Genomic DNA, 23180 nt, shown 5'->3' on the forward strand with positions numbered 1-23180 from the left:
CTTTTTGCTTGAAATAAAAGAGCCTCTATTGTATAATAAAGCTATATATAGGAGGAATTATGAAGAACTTTTGGGAGTTAACGAAATTTGGAGTAAACAAATATTTTCGTTTTTCATATCAATATATTTTACTGGCAATTGTAGTCACTGTAATATTGGTTTTCTTGGAACCAATAGTCGCAGGTCTTTTGATTGTCACGCTTGCATTTTTAATTACTTATGACATCAGAGAACACGATACAAAAATAAAGGCCCTGGAATCTGAAAAGTCCAAGGAGTCTGAAGAGTTTGAATCCGTTACCATGCACGCTATATTTCGCATGCCTTACCCACTTGTCATGACCGACAAGTCTGGGGTCATAACCTGGCAAAACTCGCCCTTTAGTGAAATTGTTGGGGAAATTGACAGGAATGCAAAATTAAACGAGCTAATTCCGGCTATCAACCTTAGCGAACTCGAAAAGGAACAAAAATCTTTTAATATATCTTATAAGGACAAGTATTATTTGGTGAGGAGCGACAAGGTTTTGGACCACGGCAAGGTCGACAGGTACATTGTCTACATGCTAGATGTGACCAAGAACCGTGAGCTTGAAAAAGCCTACAACCAAGACGCCCTTGCAGTTATGGTTGTCTTTGTGGACAATCTTGACGAGGCTAAAACTGGAGGAGACGAGGCCCTGAGGACAAAGATTTCTTCAACTGTGGACACGACTATTGTCGACTACTTTACATCCCACAATGCGATCGTAAGAAAATATGACAACGACAAGTACTTGGTAATTGCTGATAGGGATTCCTTTAACAAGATCAAGGCCAAGAAATTTAATATCTTAGATACCATCCGTGAGTTGGAATTTGAAAACACAATTCCGCTTACGCTTTCAATTGGCGTTTGCGACCTGGGCGAAAATCCAAACGAAAAATTCGTCAAGGCCAGATCTGCCATTGATATCGCCCTTGGCCGTGGGGGTGACCAAGCTGTATGCGTGGGCGAAAACGGCTACGAATACTTTGGCGGCAAGACCAAGGCCGTGCAAAAGCACACCAAAGTCAAGGCCCGCGTGATCGGTTACGCCCTCAAGGAACTTATCGACCAAGCGGAAAACATTTATGTATCTGGCCACAAAAACCCTGACATGGATGCCATTGGATCAGCTGTGGGCATCATGGCTATAGTCCAACTCAGAGGGAAAAATGCCAGACTCATTTTGGATGATGACACAGAAGCCGTCACCTCTATAATGGATCTGATGAAGGCTGAATCAGAGGCCATGTACGATTCCATTATCAGGCCTGATGAGGCACTGCGGTCATTTAAAAAGGGCGATCTCTTAATCTTAACTGACCACCACAAGCCATCCCTATCGCCTAGTAAGGAGCTGAGCGAAAAGGCTGACAATATTGTAATTATCGACCACCACAGAAGGTCGGACGAATTTATAGATAATCCTGCCCTTGTTTACTTGGAGCCACACGCTTCATCTGCCAGTGAATTGGTTGCAGAAATTCTCCAATACATGATAGATGACAAGAAGCTATCCCACTTTGAGTCTTCGGCTCTTTTGGCGGGAATTATGCTGGATACCAAAAACTTTACAACTCAAACAGGCCTTAGGACTTTTGAAGCTGCAGGCCTCTTAACTCGCATGGGTGCAGACCCAGAAGAAGTCAAGCTCTTGTTTAGAGACGACTTTGAAACCTTCGTCAACAAGGCCAAGGCAGTTGAATCTGCGGAAATTTACAAGGATTACTTTGCAATTTCCATGACCAAAAACGAAGGCAACGAGGCAATTTTAACTGCGGCCCAAGCCAGCGACGACCTCTTAAAGATCGAGGGAGTCAAGGCCAGCTTTGTAATGGCAAAGATTGACGACATGGTTCACATAAGTGCCAGGTCCATGGGACAGGTCTCTGTCCAACTCATCATGGAGGCCTTGGGTGGCGGTGGCCACATTGCCCAAGCAGGCGCAAGGGTTGAGGGGACCATTGATGAAGTTAAAGAAAAAATTAAAAAGGCAATTGACGATTATATAAAGGAGGAAAAAGATGAAAGTAATACTAATTGAAGATGTTAAAAAAATTGGCAAGAAGGGTGATATCAAGGAAGTTAAACCAGGTTATGCAAGAAACGCCCTCTTCCCAAAAAACTTAGCCATCGAGGCAACTCCTGAAAATATGAAAGAATGGGAAGCTGAACAAGCCGAATTAAAGAGGCTTGACGCTGAAAATAAGGCTCAGGCTGAGGAAATGAAAAAGGCCTTGGAAAAGAAAAAAATAATTATAAAATGGAAGGGCGGCAGCTCTGGCAAATTATTTGGTTCTGTAAACAGTCCAGAAATTGCCGACGCCATCAAGGAAGAGCTTGGCCTTGACATAGATAGAAAGAAAATCGATTTAAAATCGCCAATCAAAGAAACAGGCGACTACGAAGTTACAGTTAAACTCTACGGGGCAACAAATGCCAATGTAAAATTGGAGGTTGTAATCTAATGCAAGATTTCACTCTGCCAGAATCCTTGGATGCGGAGATTAATGTAATTGCAAATATGATAAATGACGCCGAGACCGTGGATGTGGCCCTGGAAATTATCAAGAGCGAAGAAGAATTTTATCACAAGCGCAACAAGCTCATGTACAAGGCCATTATGTCTTTGGCCAGTCGGGGCAAGTCCATAAACAGGGTTAGCATTGCCGAAGAGCTAAAGGCCATGGACGCTTTGGATATGTCTGGTGGCCCCCAATACATTGCAGAAGTTGGTTCTTCATACGTAACTGGGGCCAGGCAAAAGGACTTGGCGGAAATCGTCCACGAAAAATATCTCTTTAGGCGGCTGGCTGGCATTGCAGATGAAATAAAAGTTCAAGCTATTGAAGCCAAGGGCCAAGCGGTGGATACCATTGGTGCGGCCGAGGATATGATTTTAGATTTGGGTTTAAAATCAGGTGATGACGACCTCAAACACATCGGCGGAATCCTCCAGGAATCCAGCAAGGACCTTATGGATAGGGCCAAGCTAAAGGGAGCCCTGTCGGGACTCTCCACAGGCTTCAAAGACATTGACGATATGCTGTCGGGCTTTCAAAAGAGTGATCTCATTTTGCTTGCGGCTAGACCTTCTATGGGTAAGACTGCACTTGGCGTGAACTTTGCTGTAAATGCTGCACAAAATAAAAAGACAGTTGCCATTTTTTCTCTGGAAATGTCCAAGACCCAATTGGCCCTCAGAATTTATTCGCAGCTGACCAATATTTCTCTTACCAATCTTATCCAAGGGGATTTGAAGACCGATGATTGGAAACGAATTTCCAAGACCCTGGTCGATTTTTCTCAAAATAATTTATACATTGATGACATGAGTGGGACCAGCGTTCAAGATATGCGGGCCAAACTCAGGAGGCTCCAGCTAGAGCAAGGCCTTGATTTGGTTGTAATCGACTACTTGCAACTTATGGAAGCAGGCGGTCAAACTGAAAACAGGACCTTGGAAATTTCAAAAATTTCTCGTGGCCTCAAGGCCATGGCCAAAGAACTCGACGTGCCAGTTATTGCACTTTCGCAATTATCACGGGCTCCAGAGCAAAGGACCAACCACAGGCCAATTTTGTCTGACCTTCGTGAATCAGGGGCCATCGAACAAGACGCAGACGTCGTTTTGTTCTTGTATCGCGACGAATATTACAATCCCGATTCAGAGGACAGGGGCATTGGCGAAGTCATAATTGCCAAGCACAGAAACGGACCAACGGGTACAGTTAAACTCGTCTACAAGGGCGAAAACACCAAATTTTTACCAATGTCAAAGGTGGAAGCACCGGCTGACTTATATCAATAATTTAGAATTTATTATGGTTGATTTACATTTTTACAAGGATCAAAACTACGGGGACTTTACGGCAAAATTAATTCCAAATATAGATCGGAAAAAGATTTTGGGAATTAGGATGCCGACCTTAAGAAAGCTTGCAAAAGAAATTTATAAAAATGAGGGGCTAGGTTTTTTAGAAAATCTGCCCCATTTTTATCATGAAGAAAATATGATCCACGGCCTACTTATAAATGAAATCAAGGATGGAGATTTGGCTAGGGAAAAACTCTTGGCCTTTGGTCCATATCTGGAAAATTGGGCCCAGACAGATGTCATTAAGCCCAAAGCTTTTAAGAAGAATCCAATTATAGCAAGAGAAACTGCCAGAGAACTTATTAGTAGAGGTGGCGAATACCGAGTGCGGATGGGCGTAATTTTACTTATGAATTTGCAAGGGGAAAATTTTTTGCCATCCGATTTGGATCAAATAGTCCAGATAAAATCCGATTTTTATTATGTAAATATGGCTCGGGCTTGGTATATGGCAGAGCTTTTGGTGAAAAATTTTGACCCGGCCTATGAGGCTTTAGAAAATAAAGTTTTAGATGAGTGGACACAGAACAAAGCCATACAGAAGGCGAGGGAGAGTTATAGGGTGTCAGATGAGCTGAAAGATTTGATCCTCAAATTTAGGGTCTAAATTCAGTGTCATGTTATGTATGGGGAGGAAATATTTTAATTTGATAATTTGCGGTTAAAATTGCGAATTTTTGCAGTGTTCGACTTTTTGCGACCTGCAGCCCTGCCAAGAGGTCAATTTCCCGTAGCGGCAATCCTGAAATGCTCGCCAAGAAATTGACCGATTGGCTAGCGTATACTCACGCAACTTGTTGCCTGATCAAACAAAATTTCTGTAGCGTCCGATTTATTTCGGACAAAAAATTTTGTTTGATTGGCTACAACATTGTAATTTTAAATATTGAAAACAAAAAAGCCCCTGGGGGCTTTTTTCTTGCATAAAATTAAATTTGGATTTCCTTGACCATAATTTCTGGTTTGTATTTGACACCGTACAAGATTTTTTTATTGTTAAAATCAAAGTATTCGAAGCGGAAGTCCTTGACCAGATACTTGGTTGGGCTGGTCATGTCAAGACAAAAAATCTGACGGACCTCGGCCATATCCAAAAGCTCGTGATATTGAGGCAAGGCAAGTGGCTGGGGATTTAAAAAGATGGGTGGATTTTTTCGGTTGTTGGAAATAAAATCTAGCCTCAAGAGCTCTTTGATATATTCTATGTCCGGCCTGCCCGACAAAAATTCATAAAAGTATTCATAGAGAGAGTCGCGGGAGTGGCCGATCTCCGTGTAGCCGTGGCCTTCCCAAAAGATGCTCATGGCCTCAAAGAAATCAAAGGGCTCGTAGTCCTTTATTACATATTCAAGGGTGTGGGCGAAGTAATCTTCATTTGAAAATTTTTCGACAAGGTCTTCGATTATCTTTATCCTCTTAAGCTCAAGGGCGGAAATATATTTGGTCTCCAAGACCTCATAGGGAGCATAGGTTGTAAATTTTATCCCATGCTCGGCCGCTTGGGCTTTTATTTTCGAACCGCGGAGGACTTTTAAAAAGCCCAGCTGAAATTTTTCAGCGCCCAGTGAGTAAATGTAATTGAAAGACTCTTTGAAGGACTCGTAGTCCTCGTAGGGTAGGCCTGCGATTTGGTCCACGTGCTGGTGGATGTTATTGAAAGACCGAATTTTTTGGACCACGTATTTTAACCTGTCTAAATCGGCCCACCTTTCTATGGCCTCCAGGGTTTTTGGATTGGACGATTGAACGCCGACTTCAAATTGAAAGAGACCCTTGGGCAGGGTGGATAAAAATTCCAAAAAGTTATCTGAGATCAGGTGGGCCATAAGTTCCATGTGAAAGACCATGTCGGTCTTGACATTGTCCTTGATAAAGGTCATCATTTCAATGCTTTCGCGCTCGTTGGCGTTAAAGGTCCTGTCGACCAACTTGACGATTTTGGCGCCCGAATCCATGATGTAAAGAAGGTCCGACTTGATTCGCTCGGTCGAAAAATATCTGACCCCTTTGATGGTCGATGACATGCAAAAAGTGCACTTAAATGGACAGCCCCGGCTCATTTCGTAGTAGATTATTTTGCCAGGTGGGCACTTGATATCTACAAAGGGACTTGGAATAATGTCCAAATCTTTTATAAGAGGTCTGGGCGGATTGTGGATAATTTTATTATCTTCCCTATAGGAAATTCCTAAAACATTTTTTAAATCTCTTTTATTTTCCAAAGCTCCTAGTAAATCGGGCACAGTGAGCTCGCCCTCGTCTCTGATTATTATATCCAGGCCGGGATTTTCTTTAAAATGATCCTCGATTTCAAAATTGGATTCGATCCCGCCCCAGCCTATGATGGCATCTGTCACTTGCGATAAATCAGACGTAAGCTTGGAGATGTAGTCGATATTCCATATGTAGGTGGAAAACAAAATCACGTCGGCCTTTCTCTTTAAAATTTCCCCGTAGACGAAATTTAGATTTTGATTTATATTAAATTCCAGTTTTTCCACATCAAAATCTCCGCACATGCCGTAGATATAATCGACAGCCAGGGCGGTGTGGATGTATTTTGAATTGACTCCTACTAAAAGTACCTTCATGCAAGCTCCTTTATATATTTTTAAAATGCCTTAAACAAGAAAAATAAAATGCTCTTTGAAATTATAAGTAAGCGGCCGTAAAAAATGAAAAGTAAAACGCAATTTAAAATTAAAAATAAGCGGCCTCTAAATAAGAAAAATAAAATGCTCTTTAAAATTAAAATCCTGCGGACTTTTAATATGAAAAATAAAATGCAATTTACAATTATAATCGTGAGGGCTTGAGAAATGAAAAAGAAAATTCAATTTTTAATTAAAGTTGATCGGCCTTAAAAAATGAAATAAAAAATCTTCTTAGCCTTTATATATCATTTAAAATAGCGTGGATGACGACATCATGATAGCTACCGTCTTTAAAATAAAAGTCTTTGAGGACGCCTTCCACTTCCATGCCGACCTTGTCCATGACCCGGCCGCTGGCAATATTTTCCGCCAGATGCCTGCCTTCGATCCTGTGAATGCCATATTCATCAAAGAGATATTTTATAAAGGCTGTGAGGCTCTGGCTGGCGTAGCCCCGATTTTGATAGGCGGGCGAAATTATATAGCCGACCTCACAGCGTTTGCCAGCCCCGTCCTCTGTTCGATCAATATTGGCGTGAATGGTCCCAATCATCTTCTTGTCAGCCTTGTGGACTATGGCAAAGAGGGGCATGTCCTCGGATTTTTCTATCATATTTTCTATGACGCGGAGGGTCTCTTCAATCCTTGTGTGTGGAGTCCAGGACCCATAGAGGGCAAGCCGTGGATCAGATGCGTATTCAAACATATCTCTGGCATCAAAATAAGATATGGGCCGTAAAATCAAATCATTTATTTCGATTTTCATTTGCCAGCCGTCCTTATATGATAAAAATATAGCTGCTGGGCCAGTCCTGCCAAATTGCCGTAGGCCTTGGTCCCTGCGTTTGCCATCTTGACCCGATTTTTTTCCTGGTAAAAGCGTTCAAGGAAAACTTTTTCCATCCAGGTATCGAGTGGAAAGACATCTCGCTTGCCCATGCCAAAGAGCAAGATGCAGTCAGCAACCTTTGGGCCAACGCCAGATAGGGTGAGGAGTTCTGCGTGAGCGGACTTGGTATCCAGCTTAATGGTTTGGGCTAAAAAATCTGGGTTATTGGTCAAAAACTCGGCCGTGTTTTTGATGTACTTGTCCCTGTAGCCGGCCCCCATTTCCCGCAGGTCCTCGACCGATAATTTATTAATTTGGTCAGCCCTTGGGAAGGAATAATATTCGCCAAAGCTGTCCGACATTTTGTCTCCAACGGATTCTCTTAAGGCGTTTATAATTTTTTTGATTCGCTTGATATTGTTGTTTTGACTTATAATAAAAGAAAAAACAATCTCTTCCAAGTCTTGGTTCAAAAGCCTAATGCCGTCTGAGTATTCCAAGACATCACTGGGAAAGCCCATGTCTTCTAAGAGCTGAAAGTCCCTTTCGTAATCGTAGTCGTAGTCCAGGTAATGCAAAAAAATGGCCGGATCGTGGTCGGTTTTAATTATAAGCCTGTCCCCGTCCTCTTCCAGATAGGCCCGCTTGTTTAAAGTCTGAATTATAAAACCCTTTTCGTGGGGGTAATACATAAAGACCTGGCCACTTTCCATAATGTCGTAGAGATTAAAGTGGTCGGGCAATTTATATTTATAAGTTTTTAAGTCTTTCATCTTGGTCGCTCCTTAAAAAATCTATGTCCACTTGTTTTTTAAAATCAAAAGTGAAAACTTAACTCCTTTAATTATATCAAAGCTGGCGGCCTTGTGCAATTAAAAATTAAAATTCTTCCATGGACTTGTGGATTTGGGGTGTTTTTATAAGGCTCTTTGTGGTATAATGGAAATTAATTGTGGGAGGGATTATGAAGCGATTTAAGAGATTTTATATTTTAATATTTATTCTTATAATTTTCTCTGCAAGTATCATTATACACTTTACAGATTGGGGATACTTGTCTTTTGACAATAGAATGAGAATCAGAAAGCCAGAGGCCTATAATCTGGATTATTTTAAGACTTTTAATGCAGATAATTTTGAAACCATGCTCAAGGATTATTACCTGCGCGATGACATGGTTTTTGCTGGAGCTTTTTTTGACAAATATATTTATAGGCGGCCCTTTGTAAACAATGTTCAGGTAAAATCGCCTAATATTTTTGATGTGGAAGGGGCACCTGCTTATTCTATAAGCCCTGGCGATGCAGAAAAAAATATAATAAATTCTGCAGAAAAATTGGCGGAAATCAGAGATAAGGTGAGAGCAAATGGCGGCGATCTACTGATAATTCCCGTGCCAAAAATTTCGGCCTTTTATCAGTATCCGTCTTATATTTTGGATCCAGAGCCTATTGACAAGGCTGCAGCTGAGCTGATGTTTAGGGAATTTGATAAGCACGATCTGTCCTATGTGGACTTAAGAAAAGTTTTGGCCTATGAAGATTATTACAAGACCGACCACCACATGTCAAAGGCTGGCTCGGACAAGCTGATTGAAATTATAGATGAGCATTTAAAAGAAAACGGCAAGGCCTTAAATGATGCGCGAATTGATGTGGATGTTCACGACTTTAAGGGGTCCAGGTCCAAACGGGCTGCTTATCTAACGGGGACAGACGATATTTTTGAGCCAATTTATTTCACAGATTATAAAAGATCAGGCGATGGCCACGAGGATATAAACAATTTTAAAGAAAAGATTGACTATCCGTCTTATATGTACGGGGACAACAAGTACACCTGCATAGAAACGGACGTAAAGGACGGAGCCGACCTAATTATTTACGGCGACTCCTACACAAATATTGTGGAGGCCTTTATATGGCCGCGTCTAAAACGCATGAGGTCCTACGACTTTAGGCCGGACCTCCGAGCGGCGGATGAAAAGCGGCCACAGTGTTTTTACGATACAGATTTGCTGGTTTTAATAGCAGATGAGACCAGCTTTAGACTTGAAAGGGGGTATATTTTTTACTCCGATGAAGATTTTGATAATTGATTCTGGCAGCGGCGGCAAGGTCGTGGAGAGGTATCTGAAGTCTTGGAACAAGGACCTGGATATAATCTACGATTGCGACATAGAAAATATGCCCTACGGCGCCAAGTCCAGAGAAGAAATTTTGAGACTAACCAAAAATATAATAGACAAGCACGAGGGCGACTACGATATTCTCGTGCCTGCCTGCAATACCATGTCTGCCGCTCTTATCGAAGGGGGCAGGTTAAATCGGAGGACGGTGGATATTATTACGCCCACCATCCACGAACTGAAGAGGCAAAATTTAAGAAATTTAGCAATTATTTCAACAGAGTACACGCATAAGTCCAAACTTTACTTGCGTGCGCTTAAGATTCCGAGCCGCAGCTCAAAGACCTTGGCCAAGCTTATTGAAGATGGCATTAGTGAGAACGAACTCGCCATCAGAAATGAAGTCAAAAGACTCTTGCAACCAATGGTTAAGCGCGGCATCGAACGCGTGGTCTTAGGGTGTACCCACTATGAGCTAATTGATTATATAATCAGGGATATTTACCCCCACTTGGAACTCTTGTATCCGGGTAAATACCAAGCCAAGCAAGTCTTACGCCTAGTAGACCTTTTGGAGGAAGAAGAAAAATGGAGAATGTAATAGAAATTAAAGATGTAAGTTTTTCTTACAAGTCAAATATTTCTGGCGAAAACGTAAAAGCTATTGACGGGGTCAGCCTGGATGTCAAAGAAGGCGAATTCGTTTGCATCTTGGGTGCAAATGGATCGGGCAAGTCTACCCTTGCAAAGCTTATTAACGCCCAGCTCACACCCCAAGAAGGGGAGATTAGGGTTGAAGGCATGTCCACGATTGATGAAGATAAGATTTGGGAAATCAGAAGAGAGTGCGGCATGGTCTTTCAAAATCCTGACAACCAAATTGTAACGACAATTGTAGAAGAAGACGTGGCCTTTGGTCCAGAAAACCTTGGCCTCCCATCAGAAGAAATCAGAAAACGCGTGGACATGGCCCTTGATATAGTTGGCATGACCAAGTTTAAAGACCACAGCCCAACGCTTTTATCGGGCGGACAAAAGCAAAGGGTCGCCATAGCAGGGATCCTCGCTTTGATGCCAGATATAATTATCTTTGACGAGCCAACGGCCATGCTGGATCCGGGCGGTCGCAAGGATGTTTTGGATACGATTTTAAAGCTCAACAGGGAAGAAAATAAAACGATTCTTTTAATCACCCACTTTATGGAAGAGGCAATTTATGCTGATAGGATTGTTGTTTTTGAAGACGGCAAGATTGCAGAAGTGGGCACGCCAAAGGAAATTTTTAAAGACCCCAAAAAAGTCAGGTCTTATGGACTAGATGCGCCTTTTGCTCCAGAGATGGAATATCTATTGGCCGACAAGGCCTTGGGCTGCGACAGTTTGGAGCTCCACGACTATACAGATTGCACCATTGCAAAATTACAAGCCTTAAATATTCCAAAGAGCCAAGCGCCTGAAGAAGAAAGAACTCAGCCAGTTGAGCCTGTTGATAATGACGATGCAATTGTAATAAAAAATTTATCCCATGTTTACAGTCCAGGTACGCCATTTGAATTTAAGGCCTTGGATGGCATTAACATGTCTATAAAGAAAGGCGATTTCGTGGGCGTAATTGGCCACACGGGATCGGGCAAGTCCACTTTTATACAACACTTAAACGCCCTCATGTTTCCAACTGAGGGAGAGATTTTTGTGGAAGGGGAAAAGATTTCCAAGGAAATGGATTTAATCAAGCTCCGCCAAAAGGTGGGCATGGTATTCCAATATCCTGAGCACCAACTCTTTGAAGAAACTTGTTTTAAAGATGTAGCTTTTGGTCCAAAGAACTTGGGCCTAGACGAGGCGGAAATTGAAAAACGTGTCAAGGAATCCCTTGAAGCCGTTGGCCTAGACTATGAATGGGTCAAGGACAGGAGCCCATTTGACTTATCGGGTGGACAAAAACGCCGGGTTGCAATTGCAGGTGTCCTTGCAATGAAGCCGTCGTATTTGATTCTAGACGAGCCAACAGCAGGTCTGGACCCAATGGGCAGGGATGAAATTATTGACGAGATAAAAGAAATTGCAGACAGGGAAGGCCTCACTGTAATTTATGTAACCCACTCCATGGATGATATAGCTGAAATTGCAGATAAAATCCTGGTTCTTGACCACGGAAAATTAAAATATTACACAATACCTGAACGAGTCTTTGCAAATGAAGAAGACCTGGTTGAAATCGGTCTGGACCTACCAAGCGTTGTGACTTATAGAAACGCTCTTTGCCGGGCAGGCTACGGGATGGGACAAGTACTTGTGCCTGAAGAGGCCGCAGCATATTTGAAGGAGATACTATAATGAAAGATTTAACTATCGGTCAATATTTTCCTGGCGACAGCGTAATTCACAGGTTGGACCCCAGGACCAAAATCACCCTCTCCTTTATGTATATTATGGTTTTGTTTTTTGTAAAAACCTTTTCGGCTTACGCCATGGCTCTTGTGTATTTGTATGTGGTAATGAAAATTGCAAACATACCTTTCTCAATGTTATTTAAGGGGATCAAGTCTTTAATCTTTATTATCGTTTTGACACTGGCCTTAAATATATTTATGATAGAAGGGGAAACCCTCTTTACAATATTTGGCCTAACCGCCAGCAAGGAGGGTCTCAGATACGCAATCTTTATGGCCCTTAGACTTATACTAATGGTTATGGGATCAGGGGTAATGACTCTCACCACATCGCCAATCCGCTTGACGGATGGCTTGGAAAAAATCATGAAGCCACTTGAAGTTATCAAGGTCCCGGCCCATGAAATTTCCATGATGATGACCATTGCTCTCAGATTTATTCCGACCTTGATGGAAGAAACTCAAAAAATTATAAAGGCCCAAAAGGCCCGTGGGGCAAATTTCGAAGAGGGATCCATTGTTAAAAGAGCCAAAGCCCTAGTGCCAATTTTGATTCCGCTCTTTATTTCTTCCTTTAGGCGGGCAGACGAGCTTGCCAATGCAATGGAAGCAAGGCTTTATAGGGGCGGCAACAACAGGACAAAATTAAATCCTCTTAAATATCAAAAGAGAGATTACCTGGCTTACACAATTGTAATTTTATATTTTGCGGGCATGATCGCCCTAAATTACACGGGGCTCTACTGATGAGAGTTGCACTCCTAATCGATTACGACGGGACCAATTACAACGGCTGGCAAAGGCAAAAAAATGGCATAGGCATTCAAGAGATAATTGAAAATGCCCTAAAGGAAATTACAGGCGAAGAAATTAATTTGCGTGCGGCCGGGCGAACTGATGCAGGCGTCCACGCCAAGGGCCAGGTGGCAGATTTTGATACCTCATCAAGTATACCTGGCGACAAATTTCTTTATCCCCTCAATAATATTTTACCAGACGATATAAGGATAATGGCCTCCGCCCAAGTTGCGGATGATTTTTCCGCCCGCTTTGACGCCCTTGAGAAGCATTATCAGTACAGGATTTATCTGGGCCAAGTTTTGCCAGCGACTGAGGGACGAAACGCGGCCTTATACGACCGCAAAATCAATTTAGAACTCATGAGGGCAGCAGGCGAAATCATGGAAGGCGAGCACGATTTTAAGGCCTTTGAAGGACCTTATGCGCAAATGCCAACCTCAGTCCGTAGAGTCAACAAGGTCGACGTAAATGTGGAAGGGAATTTTTTAATCTTCGATATCTACGGAGAGGCTTTTTTAAAAAATATGATCCGCATTATGGTCGGAACAATTTTAAAAATAAATGAAGGCGGACTGAGCCTTGATGGTTTGATGGAACTTTTTCAAAAACCGGATAGGCAGGAGGCGGGAGTGACGATGCCGGCCAAGGGGCTCACGATGATCTCCATACGATATAGCGGTCTGGAATTTAGGGTCTAAATCGCGATATTCTCGTGAAAAAAAATTTTTAGTCCTCGGAGTACACTTGAGTACACCTGCGTCCTAAAAATTTTGTTTCACTTCGAATCTCATCGATTTATCCTCCTAAATTCAGTGAAGTGTTATAGATATCGAGAAAATAAAAATGATTTTTTCTCGCAAATTTAGAGACATAAAAAGGTAGAGAGAAAATAAAATAATTTTAATTTGAGAATTTTTTAATAAAGAGTGTTCGCACTCTTTATTTTTATGTAATAATTTTTATATCAATGGCATCTATTAAATGTCGCTTTGCGGTTGTAGGGTTCACTTTATGTGAACCGAAAAGTCCCGCCCAAAAGATAAAAAAATCTTCTGCAGATATAAATGTAGCCAAAAATTTTTGTTTGATGTAAATTTAATTTCCCAAGAATGTTGCAAATTTGACCAGAAATATCAAAAAAGGAACTCATCTGCTGAGTTCCTTTTAAAATACATTTTCATCTTCAATTCATTTTTATTTCTCAATTACATTTGCCTTTGAGGACTTGTAGAGTTTGATAATCTCGAAGGATTCGACGGACCCGTCGCCTATATAGGCTGAGTCTTTGTAGCCGAGTTTGGCTGGATGCATGAGGGCCCAGCCTTGGTCGGTGGCAGGGATAATCCTGGTTAAATCTGTATGAGATGCGGCAACTGAGCTGTAGATTTCATAGAGATTTATGGATGAGTCGATTGCTATATTGAGATTTTTGTTGGTCTTTAGGAGTTGATCCAGGTCTTCCAAGGTGAACTTGGTTCCGTCTTCCTTGAGTATGCCGGAGACAAAGGCCTTGCCATCAAAGATATCGTATTCGAAAGTGATGAGGAGTGGAGTCTGATCCTCGCGTTTTAAAAGTTCTTCCAATTTATATGGAGACTTGCGCCTAATCATATCCAAAATATTGATTTCGTAGTCGACATCAAAGTCTCTGACCTTTTTAATATCGGCTTGGTCGTACTTGTAAATTACATTTTGATGGAAGAATTGTGGGCTGTAAGGGAAGTAGGTGTTTTGCTCCAATTCTGGATAAGGGTTGTTGTAGAAGATTAAATCTGAGTTGAGCTCTCCCATGCTAATGAGCTTGTTTGGCTCGATGCCTTCTTGTGTAAACATAATCTTGTATCCGTTTTGCTTGTTGGAAACCTTGCCGTAATCTTCCAAGTTATTTACTTCTATAATAATATTTTTTTGCAGGCCGGGGATTTGTCTAACCCTTTCTGCGAATTCAACGCTGTTTTCTACGCTAACTATAAAGTTTAGGTCGGTGTACCTGCTTACTATGTCGCCCAAGCTTATGACATTGCCGCCAACTTCGTTTAGTTTAAAGTTTCCTGCGTCTTCGCGGCTTACATAATAATCGTCGGTGGTCTTGTAAAGATTGATTTTGAAGGTATCAAAGCCAGCCTCATAAGCCCTTAGAAGTTGGTATGAGTCCTTGACTTCAACGGCGTTTTTAAGTTTTTGCTTGTCGCCTTCTAAGTGGTCGAGGTTTTCACCACTCATCATTTGCTTGACCAGGTCATTTTCTAGGATGGTCTTGGACATATTTATCCGCCTAATCCCTTCCTCGTGGATGGATCTGACCGTGGACACATCTTCTAATTGTCTGCTGTGGCGGTTTTTTAATCTGCCGTTTTCAAAAATCCCGTCTCTTTTCATGGTAAAGATGTAGTCATCATTTATAAAAGATCCCTTGAGCATGTAGGCTTGAGGGTAAAGGGTTGCGTAGTGGTTTTCATCCATGATGTCTTGGCCCATAAAAACATATTTGGAATAGTCAATGCCCATTATATTTAAAAGTGTAGGTGCCAGGTCGATTTGGCTGCGGACACCGTCGATTTGTTTGTTGAAGTCCTGTCCGCCCACGTGAATTATCAGCGGAATATTTAAAAGGGTGTCAAAGTCAAAATCTATGCCAGTAAATTCTGCAATCCTGTCATTAACAGCCTTGTCCATGCCTGTAAAGCCGTGGTGGTCACCATAGATTGCAATAATAGAATTGTCGTAGAGGCCCTTGGCCTTGAGGTCTGAGATAAATTCTCCTATGGCCGCGTCTGTATAGTGGACGGCTTGAAGATATTTGCCAAAAATGCTTTTTGAATCCTCTTCGTCGATGGCGAGCTTCTGTTCTTCTGCCGGCATATCATAAGGCACGTGGCTTGTAAGCGTTACCAAGAATGCAAAGAAGGGGCTCTCTTCATTTTCAATCTTTGAAGCAGATTGTTTCAAAAATGACTTGTCGCCTAGGCCCATGCCGATAACTTCGTCAATCTCGAAATTGTCCTCTGCGTAAAATTTGTCAAAGCCAATGTGTGGGTAGGCCTGGTCTCTGATCCAGAAATCTCTCCTGTAGCCGTGGAGGGCCAGAGGATTGTAACCTTGGTCTTTTAAAATCATTGGCAGACCGTAAAGATAAGTATCCAGATAAACTTCATAAGAAGGATTTTTCATGGATGGATACATGGAGTGAAGACTTACAAACTCAGCATCAGAAGTGTTGCCTGCGCCTAGCACTTCGTAGTAGTCGCTGGCGTAAATTGAGCCTGGTCCATTAATGAGGGCATTTAAGTTTGGAGTAATTTCCTGGTCATTGTATTTTTTATTTATAACGAAATTGTTTAGGGATTCAACTTGAATAATGATTAGGTTTTTGCCAGCGCCAACTCCTGTGAATTCGTTGTCGTGAGATTCTGTTTCAATGACCTCTGTGATGTCAGATTCAGTAATCTCCATGGGCTTTTCTTCGATGGCCCCTGCCAAATCCATGGTGTGGTAGGCAAAGAGCGATTGGTGGGAGGCACCGTTCATAAAGGGAGCGCCCACAAAAATTAAAGTGATAAAGATTGCCAGGCAGATGGTCAAAAACCTGTAGGCGCTGGTCAAGTCTCTGCCCGGATTTTTTATATTAAAGGATCTTAAAATCCTCTTGGTGTTGCCGACAAAATCAAGATAAGTTCTCTTGATGGCTTTTCCAAAATTTACAAAAAATCTCTTGATATATCTCTTGTTTCTAGAAATCCATTTGATAAGATTGATTGGCCAGTCAATAAAATACCAGAGAAGGGCTGGCTTTAGAACGAGGCCCAGGGCATCTGTAACGTCGCCCACATTGCCTGCGTGCGAAAGCTCTTTGGCCACCGGCAGCCTGCCAAAGTAAAAGTAATAGGCCGTGTCCACCACAAGTATGGCGGTAATCAGCCAATAAAGGGCGGAGGAAGTCCGCTTGGCCCATTTTTCTTCCCTAAAAAATAAAAATGAGAGCAGGCTGACAAAGACCATGTCAATTGCAAAAGCAAGCCATGGAGCGTAGCTGACCTCAGTTAAAATCATAAAAACTATTAATTTAAAAGCTAACAATAAAAAGTATTGCATAAAAACCTCCGCGATAATTATATCATTTTCACACATCTTTTACAATTATATATAGGAAAAATCCAGCGAAGCTGCCCAAGAGAGCAATGGGATGGATGAATACATTTATCTTATGGATATTGTTCAGAACGTTGTAGGGGCGACTTTATGTCGCCCGAAAAAGTCTTGCCCCAAAAGTTTCTCACGAAAACTCTTGTTCACGAAGAAAAAAATCTAGCGAAGCGTGTAGGGTCCACTTTATGTGGACCGAATTTTTTTCTGAGTGAGGACAAGAGTCTCAAGGAAAATGTGGACAAATTTTTCCTGATTATTTTAAACAATCTTAAGAAGACTTTAAAAAGAAAAAGAAAATAGCGCTTACAAATTCAAAATGAAGACCCAGAGAAAATCAAATAAAAATATAATTTCAAATTCAAAATGAGGTGCCAGAGAAAGGCAAATAAAAATAGCATTTGTAAATTCAAAATGACCGCCTAGATTATAAAATTTGCAAATAAGGATTTTCAAGGCTATAATATAAAGATAGAATATATAAAGTTATTACTGAAAAGAAGAGGTTATTATGAAAAGATTTTTTAAGTTTACCCTGCCGTCTGTTTTCTCCATGTGGGTCTACGCCCTCTACACCATGGTGGACGGATTTTTTGTTGCCAATTATGTTGGAGAGACTGAATTTGCAGCTGTAAACATTTCCATGCCGGTGGTCACGACGTTTTTTGCCATTGGCATCTTGCTTAGCATTGGCACCCAGGCTAAGGTTGGCCACAGTTTGGGGGCGGGAGATTTAAAGAGGGCCAATCAAATTTTTTCCACGGCATTTTTATCCCTAATAATAATCGGCCTTTCCTATATGGCCATCATTTATATTTTTATGGAAAAAATCATTTATACAATTGGGGCAAACGAGGAGACCTATATCTACGTCAAGGATTATTTATCGACGGTCTTGCCCTTTGCCTTGTTTTTTATGACCACTTATCAGTTCGAGGTCATGGTAAAGCTCGATGGTTTTCCAATGATAACGGCTTTTTCCGTTTTTGTATCGGCTCTTACCAATATTATTTTGGATTATTTATTTATTGTAAAATTTGATATGGGCGTTTACGGGGCAGCTCTTGCCACGGGTATTGCCCAATTGGTTTCCTCTGCCATGATGTTTTCACATTTCTTCAACCGCAAGGGCAGGCTCAAATTTGTCAAATCTTATGATTTTAAAATATTAAAAAAGATTATCCCTTTGGGTGTAGGAGATGCCATTAGCGAAGTGGCCATTGGCTACACGGTATTTTTATTTAACAGGGCAATCTTAAGGAGGGTTGGCCCAGAAGGACTCATTATCTACGCGGCCATTTCCTACGTATCGATCTTTGCCCAGGTGGCAATGACGGGAGTGGCCCAGGGTTTGGCCCCGCTCTTTGCGGTGGATTACGGACGCAAGGACTACAAAAAAATATTGAAGTCCCTATCAGGAGGCTTTGCCTTTGTTTTTGCTATCGCCCTGGCCTTTAAATTGATAATAATATTTTTTGGCGACTCCCTGGTAAATTTGTTTTTGGAAGAGGGGACCAAGCTTACCCAAAAAACATATGAAGCCTTGTCGGTCTATTCCTATTCGTATTTTTTTACCGGATTAAATGTAATTATGATTACTGTTTTTGCCAGTCTTGGCAGGTCCAAGTACGCCATTTGGATGTCGCTTTTGCGGACGCCGATTTCAATTACCATCTTAATGCTGATATACGACAACTTTATAGGCGGGCCCTTTATTTGGTCGGTCCTCACATGTGCGGAAGCTTTGACGGCAATTGTTTCCCTTTATTTTATCAGGCACGAAATAATTAGACCATTAAAAGTTGCCCACAAAAAACAAATTAAGAAAAATGTTTAGAAAAAAATAAAAATTGGGTAGATATGTTAAGTAAGTAATAATCCTATTGCTTATAAGGAGGTATTGAATGGATTTATCTTTATTTGGAGGTTTTTCAGCAGGCTTTGTTTCATTTATCAGTCCCTGCGTCCTACCTATGATACCGGTTTATCTCATGTATCTAACGGGGGCTATGGACGTTGATGAAATTGGAAGCAATTGGAAGAAGACCCTTGTCAGGAGCGTGGCCTTTGTCCTTGGCTTTACAGTTGTATTTGTAGCCTTGGGTATGACAGCAACCGCACTTGGCAGCTTTATGCAGTCCAACAAATTGCTCTTACAAAGAATTGGCGGAGTTGTTATTATTTTATTTGGACTGGCAATGTTTGGCCTTTTTAAACTTCCACAAATAGGTGGCAACAGAAGAATGAAAGACGCAGGCGGATTTTGGTCCAGCTTTTTGATGGGCATGGTCTTTGTCTTTGGCATGGGCCCATGCGCAGCACCAATCCTGGGATCAATTATGATGTTCGCCGCAACAAAAGCCACAGTATGGAAGGCAGCAGCCTTGCTATTGTCTTACTCAATCGGTTTGGGCGTTCCCTTTATATTAGCGGGATTTTTCGCACCAGCCCTAATGAGAGGACTTAAAAAATATGAAAAAGTTATCAAAGTTATGCCAAAGATCGCAGGAGCAATACTAATTATATTCGGCGGCTTTATGGTCTTTGATAAACTAGGTTTACTATTTGGAATTTAAAAACAAAAGGAGATGTATTATGAAAAGAATTAAGACAATTATTATCGCACTAATGCTAGCAGGAACAATGGTCTTTACAGCTTGCTCTAAAGACACACCTAAGGAAGAAAAACCTGTAGAACAAACAGAAACTAAGGAAGAACAAAAAGAAGAAAAGAAAGAAGAAAAGAAACAAGAAGCTAAAGAAGACAAGAAAGATAAAAAAGAAGAAAAAACTGAAGAACAAAAGAAAAAAGAACAAGAAGAACGTATGGCAGCTCGCACAAAGTATATTGAAACAACCAAGAATGCTTACAGCGAAGAATTCACAGAACTCGAACACGCTGACACAGCTGAAATGGGTGGAGCTCCAGTAGACTTTACAGTTAAGACAATCGATGAAGGCAAGGAAGTTAAGCTTGACCAAATCCTAGCTTCAGGAGAACTAGTTCAATTAAACTTCTTCCAAACTTGGTGCTCATACTGCCTCAAAGAAATGCCTGACCTAGTTGAACTAAACAAACGCGACGACATCAAGGTAGTTTTGATTGACTCAGGCGAAAAAACTTCTGTAGTTAAAACTTTGATTGAAGGTCAACAAATCGACCTACCAGTATTTTCAGATGAAAGCGGAGATGTTAACAAGGCTTATAATATTGGATCTTTCCCAAGCAATTATTACATCAAGGACGGCAAGATCGTAGGCCAATTATTCGGCGCATGGAACGACAAGGTTCTAAACTTTGTTGCTGATGAATTAAACGCTGGCAACCCAATGCCAGACCCAGACAAACTACAAGAAGTTTGGCAACAAGGTGAAGATGAAAAGGCAGGAAAATAAAATAATTTTCTATCAATAGCGGGCTTAAGGCCCGTTATTTTTTTATGCAAACTTTGTTGAAAAATAAAAATTTTTAAAAAAAGACAAAATAAAAATAAAATTTTCAAATTTTCTGTTTTAATGATATTTAAAAGGGGTATCTAGTTAGTCATCGGAGGGGGGTTATTTATGAACGAAGAAATTACCAAAACCGTCGTCAGTATGCACCATATGATTGCACACATTGACTCTAAGATTGAAGTCATTGCTAAACGCTTCGGTGTTACGCTCAGCCAATATTTTATCTTGGAAGCCTTACACATAAATGGAGAACTTGCAGTTAATGAACTCCAAGAAGAAATCTTAGATTCCAATGCTGCAATATCATTGGTTATAAAAAATCTTGAAAAACATAAATTAATTTCAAGAAGACTTGATGACGAAGACAGAAGAAAAAATTTATTATCACTTACAGACTTTGGCAGGGATGTAATCGAAAGAGCATATCCTAAGGTACTTGAAATGTATGAAGAAGAGCTTCAAGTATACAGCCCAGATGAAATTCAAATTCTAAAAGAACTTATTTCTAAGTATAAGCTTGACTAATATAAGTGAGCTCTTGGATATTATTTAAAAATTTTAAAAATAAAAAAATTAAAAATTAAAAACTATTAGTATTTAAGTATTTATAAGGACCATAAAAGGTCCTTTTTTATTTGCCTTTAAAAGATGGCTAGGGAAATTAATCTTTTCTTGCTATTTTTGGTGGACTATGTCTCTTTATATGTTATATAAAGCTATAATATCTTGAGATGGCATTAAATAGAGTGTTTAATACATTAAAAATTGAGTTTGTAGCTATTTTGTAGTTATGAAAATATTTGAGAGGTTTTTAACCTCTCTTTTTTTATGGAAATTTACATTAAAGATAAGGAGGTAATATGAAATTAGTAATTGCAGAAAAACCTAGTGTTGCAAGTTCTATTGCAAAGGTAATTGGTGCAGATAAAAAATGTAATGGATATTTTGAAGGAGGCGATTATATTGTATCCTGGTGTGTTGGGCACTTGGTAGAATTAGCGTTTGCAAATGCATACGATCCAAAATATGAAAAATGGAATCTATTAGATCTACCTATAATACCTAAACAATTTAAAACTGTTGCTTCTAGTGGCACTAAAAAGCAATTTAATATAGTCAAGTCTTTGCTTAATGATAGCAAGGTTAATGAAGTAATTTGTGCAACAGACGCAGGACGTGAAGGAGAGCTAATATTTAGATTGCTTTATGATAAAGTAAATTGTAAAAAACCAATAAAAAGGCTGTGGATCAGCTCGCTGGAAGATGAATCAATCAGCAATGGTTTTAAAAATTTAAAACCTGGAGCAGATTATGATAATTTATATATATCAGCATTTGCAAGAGCGAAAGCTGATTGGTTAATTGGAATTAATGCTACAAGGTTTTATTCATTAAAATATAGAGATTATTTGAACTCCTTAATCTCTGTTGGTAGGGTTATGACCCCAACCTTAAGTATGATTGTGGAGCGAACAAATAATGTCAAAAATTTTAAACCTCAAGAATTTTATGTAATTTTTTCTAAAATACAAGATTTAATTGTTGAAAGTGATAGGTATGAAACCAAAGATGAAGCTTTAAAAGAAATAAATAATTTAAAAATAAATAAAATAAAGTGTGTGAAAAGCAATGTTATAGAAAAAAAGACAAGATCACCATTACCTTATGATCTAACCACACTTCAAAGAGAAGCTAATAGGTATTACGGATTAACATCTAAAAAAACATTAGATATTACACAAAAATTGTACGAAAATAAGCAAGTAACATATCCAAGAACAGATAGCAGGTATGTAACAGAAGATATGATCAATAGTGTTTTGGAGCTTGCTAATAAAATAGATAAACAAGACTATAATGTTACTAAAATAGTTAATAATGCAAAAGTTAACGATCACCACGCAATCATACCAACGCTTAATTCTTTATCATCTAATAATAGAACTGAAGAAGAAAACAAAATATATAATTTAATAAAGATGAGGTTTATATCATCTATGCTAAAAGATGGTGTTGATATAAAAGGATCTTACGAATTTAAAGTAGATGACCTTATTTTAAAAGCAAATCAATCTTCAATTAAGGAGCTTGGTTTTAGAGAATACGAAAATAACTTCTTCCAGAAAAAGATAGAGGCAAGTAACTTTATATTAATTAATGAAGGTGAAGAATTTGAGTTCTTGCCTGAGATTAAAACAGGAATGACATCTCCACCAAAATATTATACTGAAGATACTCTCTTGTCTGCTATGGAACGAGCTGGAAATGAAGATCTAGACGAAAGCCTTGATACAGAAAAAGAAGGCATAGGAACTCCAGCAACAAGAGCTTCAATTATAGAGAAACTTATTAAGTTAAACTATATAGAAAGAAACAAGAAAAATTTAGTATCAACAGAAATTGGAGAAAACATAGATAAATTGCTTCCAGATTTTCTTAAATCACCAAAGCTAACAGCAGATTGGGAAAACAAGCTTACCCTAATAGCTAATGGCAGGTTAAGTGAAAGAGAGTTTATGGAAGAAATTGAAGATTTGATTAATAAAATATTAAGCAATCAAGAGGAGGTGAAATTTAAAATGGAAGAAAAAGTAATAGGAAAATGCACAAGGTGCAAAGAGGGAAATATTGTTCTTCGTGGCAAATCATATGTGTGCGATAATGATTGTGGCTGGAAAATTTACAAAGACAATATATGGTGGAACAATAAAGGAAAAAAATTGACAGACGAAATTTTAAAAGAGATCCTTGAAAAGGGCGAAGTAAGAATTGAAGGCTTCAAGTCAGCAAAAACAGGCAGCCATTATCCTGCAAATATAAGCCTTGAGGATACTGGACAGTATATAAATTTTAAAATGAGATTTGATTAATGGG

18 protein-coding genes are annotated in these 23180 nt (G+C 40.0%); 14 read left to right on the plus strand and 4 right to left on the minus strand.

Features of this window, described 5'->3' with window-relative positions:
• The first annotated feature begins 59 nt into the window (after positions 1-59).
• The 4 genes from CUU59_RS00715 to CUU59_RS00730 are packed head-to-tail and all read left to right on the plus strand — an operon-like array spanning position 60 to position 4509.
• Positions 60-2069 carry a DHH family phosphoesterase gene (locus CUU59_RS00715; RefSeq protein ID WP_099950114.1) on the plus strand — a complete coding sequence of 670 codons (2010 nt, stop codon included), beginning with the start codon at positions 60-62 and terminating at the stop codon, positions 2067-2069.
• Positions 2050-2493, plus strand: coding sequence for a 50S ribosomal protein L9 (gene rplI, locus CUU59_RS00720; protein ID WP_099950115.1), 444 nt, complete (start codon positions 2050-2052; stop codon positions 2491-2493). Before CUU59_RS00715 ends, rplI begins: the two co-directional genes overlap by 20 nt.
• On the plus strand, positions 2493-3836 hold the full coding sequence (gene dnaB, locus CUU59_RS00725; protein WP_099950116.1) for a replicative DNA helicase: 1344 nt from the start codon (positions 2493-2495) through the stop codon (positions 3834-3836). Before rplI ends, dnaB begins: the two co-directional genes overlap by 1 nt.
• A gap of 13 nt (positions 3837-3849) precedes the next feature.
• A complete protein-coding gene (locus CUU59_RS00730; protein WP_099950117.1) occupies positions 3850-4509 on the plus strand; it encodes a DNA alkylation repair protein in 660 nt (219 codons plus the stop codon).
• A 322-nt stretch (positions 4510-4831) separates the two neighbouring features.
• Here CUU59_RS00730 and CUU59_RS00735 read toward each other — a convergent pair whose 3' ends face one another.
• From CUU59_RS00735 to CUU59_RS00745, 3 genes are all read right to left on the minus strand, one after another.
• Positions 4832-6493 carry a B12-binding domain-containing radical SAM protein gene (locus CUU59_RS00735; protein ID WP_099950118.1) on the minus strand — a complete coding sequence of 554 codons (1662 nt, stop codon included), beginning with the start codon at positions 6491-6493 and terminating at the stop codon, positions 4832-4834.
• Between the two features lie 301 nt (positions 6494-6794).
• The gene (locus tag CUU59_RS00740) at positions 6795-7322 is read right to left on the minus strand and encodes a GNAT family N-acetyltransferase (protein WP_099950119.1); all 528 of its coding nucleotides are present in this window, start codon (positions 7320-7322) and stop codon (positions 6795-6797) included.
• Positions 7319-8158 (minus strand): DNA-3-methyladenine glycosylase family protein, encoded by an 840-nt coding sequence (locus CUU59_RS00745; RefSeq protein WP_099950120.1) that lies wholly within the window; start codon positions 8156-8158, stop codon positions 7319-7321. Before CUU59_RS00745 ends, CUU59_RS00740 begins: the two co-directional genes overlap by 4 nt.
• A gap of 191 nt (positions 8159-8349) precedes the next feature.
• Between CUU59_RS00745 and CUU59_RS00750 the strand changes: the two genes are divergently transcribed.
• From CUU59_RS00750 to truA, 5 genes are read left to right on the plus strand one after another with little or no spacing between them, the layout of a single operon-like run.
• Positions 8350-9483, plus strand: a complete 1134-nt coding sequence (locus CUU59_RS00750; protein WP_099950121.1) for an alginate O-acetyltransferase AlgX-related protein — start codon at positions 8350-8352, stop codon at positions 9481-9483.
• Entirely contained in the window at positions 9464-10114 is a 651-nt protein-coding gene (locus CUU59_RS00755) for a glutamate racemase (RefSeq protein WP_169922806.1), read from the plus strand. The genes CUU59_RS00750 and CUU59_RS00755 overlap by 20 nt, the downstream gene beginning before the upstream one ends.
• Entirely contained in the window at positions 10102-11850 is a 1749-nt protein-coding gene (locus tag CUU59_RS00760) for an energy-coupling factor transporter ATPase (RefSeq protein WP_099950123.1), read from the plus strand. The genes CUU59_RS00755 and CUU59_RS00760 overlap by 13 nt, the downstream gene beginning before the upstream one ends.
• Complete coding sequence (locus CUU59_RS00765; RefSeq protein ID WP_099950124.1) at positions 11847-12653, plus strand: energy-coupling factor transporter transmembrane component T family protein; 807 nt, start codon at positions 11847-11849, stop codon at positions 12651-12653. Before CUU59_RS00760 ends, CUU59_RS00765 begins: the two co-directional genes overlap by 4 nt.
• Positions 12653-13405, plus strand: a complete 753-nt coding sequence (truA, locus tag CUU59_RS00770; protein WP_099950125.1) for a tRNA pseudouridine(38-40) synthase TruA — start codon at positions 12653-12655, stop codon at positions 13403-13405. The genes CUU59_RS00765 and truA overlap by 1 nt, the downstream gene beginning before the upstream one ends.
• Positions 13406-13901: 496 nt before the next feature.
• Here truA and CUU59_RS00775 read toward each other — a convergent pair whose 3' ends face one another.
• Positions 13902-16799 carry an LTA synthase family protein gene (locus tag CUU59_RS00775; protein WP_169922807.1) on the minus strand — a complete coding sequence of 966 codons (2898 nt, stop codon included), beginning with the start codon at positions 16797-16799 and terminating at the stop codon, positions 13902-13904.
• 562 nt (positions 16800-17361) lie between these two features.
• On the opposite strand from CUU59_RS00775, the gene CUU59_RS00785 reads away from it, so the two are divergent.
• From CUU59_RS00785 to CUU59_RS00805, 5 genes are all read left to right on the plus strand, one after another.
• A complete protein-coding gene (locus tag CUU59_RS00785; protein WP_099950128.1) occupies positions 17362-18687 on the plus strand; it encodes an MATE family efflux transporter in 1326 nt (441 codons plus the stop codon).
• Between the two features lie 67 nt (positions 18688-18754).
• On the plus strand, positions 18755-19426 hold the full coding sequence (locus CUU59_RS00790; RefSeq protein ID WP_099950129.1) for a cytochrome c biogenesis CcdA family protein: 672 nt from the start codon (positions 18755-18757) through the stop codon (positions 19424-19426).
• A 19-nt stretch (positions 19427-19445) separates the two neighbouring features.
• Positions 19446-20246: a TlpA family protein disulfide reductase gene (locus CUU59_RS00795; RefSeq protein WP_099950130.1), complete on the plus strand. Its 801-nt coding sequence runs from the start codon at positions 19446-19448 to the stop codon at positions 20244-20246.
• Positions 20247-20414: 168 nt separating this feature from the next.
• A complete protein-coding gene (locus tag CUU59_RS00800; RefSeq protein WP_099950131.1) occupies positions 20415-20831 on the plus strand; it encodes a MarR family winged helix-turn-helix transcriptional regulator in 417 nt (138 codons plus the stop codon).
• A gap of 335 nt (positions 20832-21166) precedes the next feature.
• On the plus strand, positions 21167-23176 hold the full coding sequence (locus CUU59_RS00805) for a DNA topoisomerase 3 (protein ID WP_099950132.1): 2010 nt from the start codon (positions 21167-21169) through the stop codon (positions 23174-23176).
• Positions 23177-23180: the final 4 nt, after the last annotated feature.

The organism is Ezakiella peruensis (assembly GCF_900215725.1).
In the GTDB taxonomy this organism is placed as follows: Bacteria; Bacillota; Clostridia; order Tissierellales; family Peptoniphilaceae; genus Ezakiella; species Ezakiella peruensis.

Coding starts and splice junctions, on each gene's coding strand:
- CUU59_RS00775 (WP_169922807.1), bottom strand. CDS start 16,799: ATGCAATACTTTTTATTGTTAGCTTTTAAATTAATAGTTTTTATGATT.
- truA (WP_099950125.1), top strand. CDS start 12,653: ATGAGAGTTGCACTCCTAATCGATTACGACGGGACCAATTACAACGGC.
- CUU59_RS00730 (WP_099950117.1), top strand. CDS start 3,850: ATGGTTGATTTACATTTTTACAAGGATCAAAACTACGGGGACTTTACG.
- rplI (WP_099950115.1), top strand. CDS start 2,050: ATGAAAGTAATACTAATTGAAGATGTTAAAAAAATTGGCAAGAAGGGT.
- CUU59_RS00745 (WP_099950120.1), bottom strand. CDS start 8,158: ATGAAAGACTTAAAAACTTATAAATATAAATTGCCCGACCACTTTAAT.
- CUU59_RS00790 (WP_099950129.1), top strand. CDS start 18,755: ATGGATTTATCTTTATTTGGAGGTTTTTCAGCAGGCTTTGTTTCATTT.
- CUU59_RS00735 (WP_099950118.1), bottom strand. CDS start 6,493: ATGAAGGTACTTTTAGTAGGAGTCAATTCAAAATACATCCACACCGCC.
- CUU59_RS00750 (WP_099950121.1), top strand. CDS start 8,350: ATGAAGCGATTTAAGAGATTTTATATTTTAATATTTATTCTTATAATT.
- CUU59_RS00715 (WP_099950114.1), top strand. CDS start 60: ATGAAGAACTTTTGGGAGTTAACGAAATTTGGAGTAAACAAATATTTT.
- CUU59_RS00760 (WP_099950123.1), top strand. CDS start 10,102: ATGGAGAATGTAATAGAAATTAAAGATGTAAGTTTTTCTTACAAGTCA.
- CUU59_RS00800 (WP_099950131.1), top strand. CDS start 20,415: ATGAACGAAGAAATTACCAAAACCGTCGTCAGTATGCACCATATGATT.
- CUU59_RS00755 (WP_169922806.1), top strand. CDS start 9,464: ATGAAGATTTTGATAATTGATTCTGGCAGCGGCGGCAAGGTCGTGGAG.
- CUU59_RS00740 (WP_099950119.1), bottom strand. CDS start 7,322: ATGAAAATCGAAATAAATGATTTGATTTTACGGCCCATATCTTATTTT.
- CUU59_RS00805 (WP_099950132.1), top strand. CDS start 21,167: ATGAAATTAGTAATTGCAGAAAAACCTAGTGTTGCAAGTTCTATTGCA.
- CUU59_RS00785 (WP_099950128.1), top strand. CDS start 17,362: ATGAAAAGATTTTTTAAGTTTACCCTGCCGTCTGTTTTCTCCATGTGG.
- CUU59_RS00795 (WP_099950130.1), top strand. CDS start 19,446: ATGAAAAGAATTAAGACAATTATTATCGCACTAATGCTAGCAGGAACA.
- dnaB (WP_099950116.1), top strand. CDS start 2,493: ATGCAAGATTTCACTCTGCCAGAATCCTTGGATGCGGAGATTAATGTA.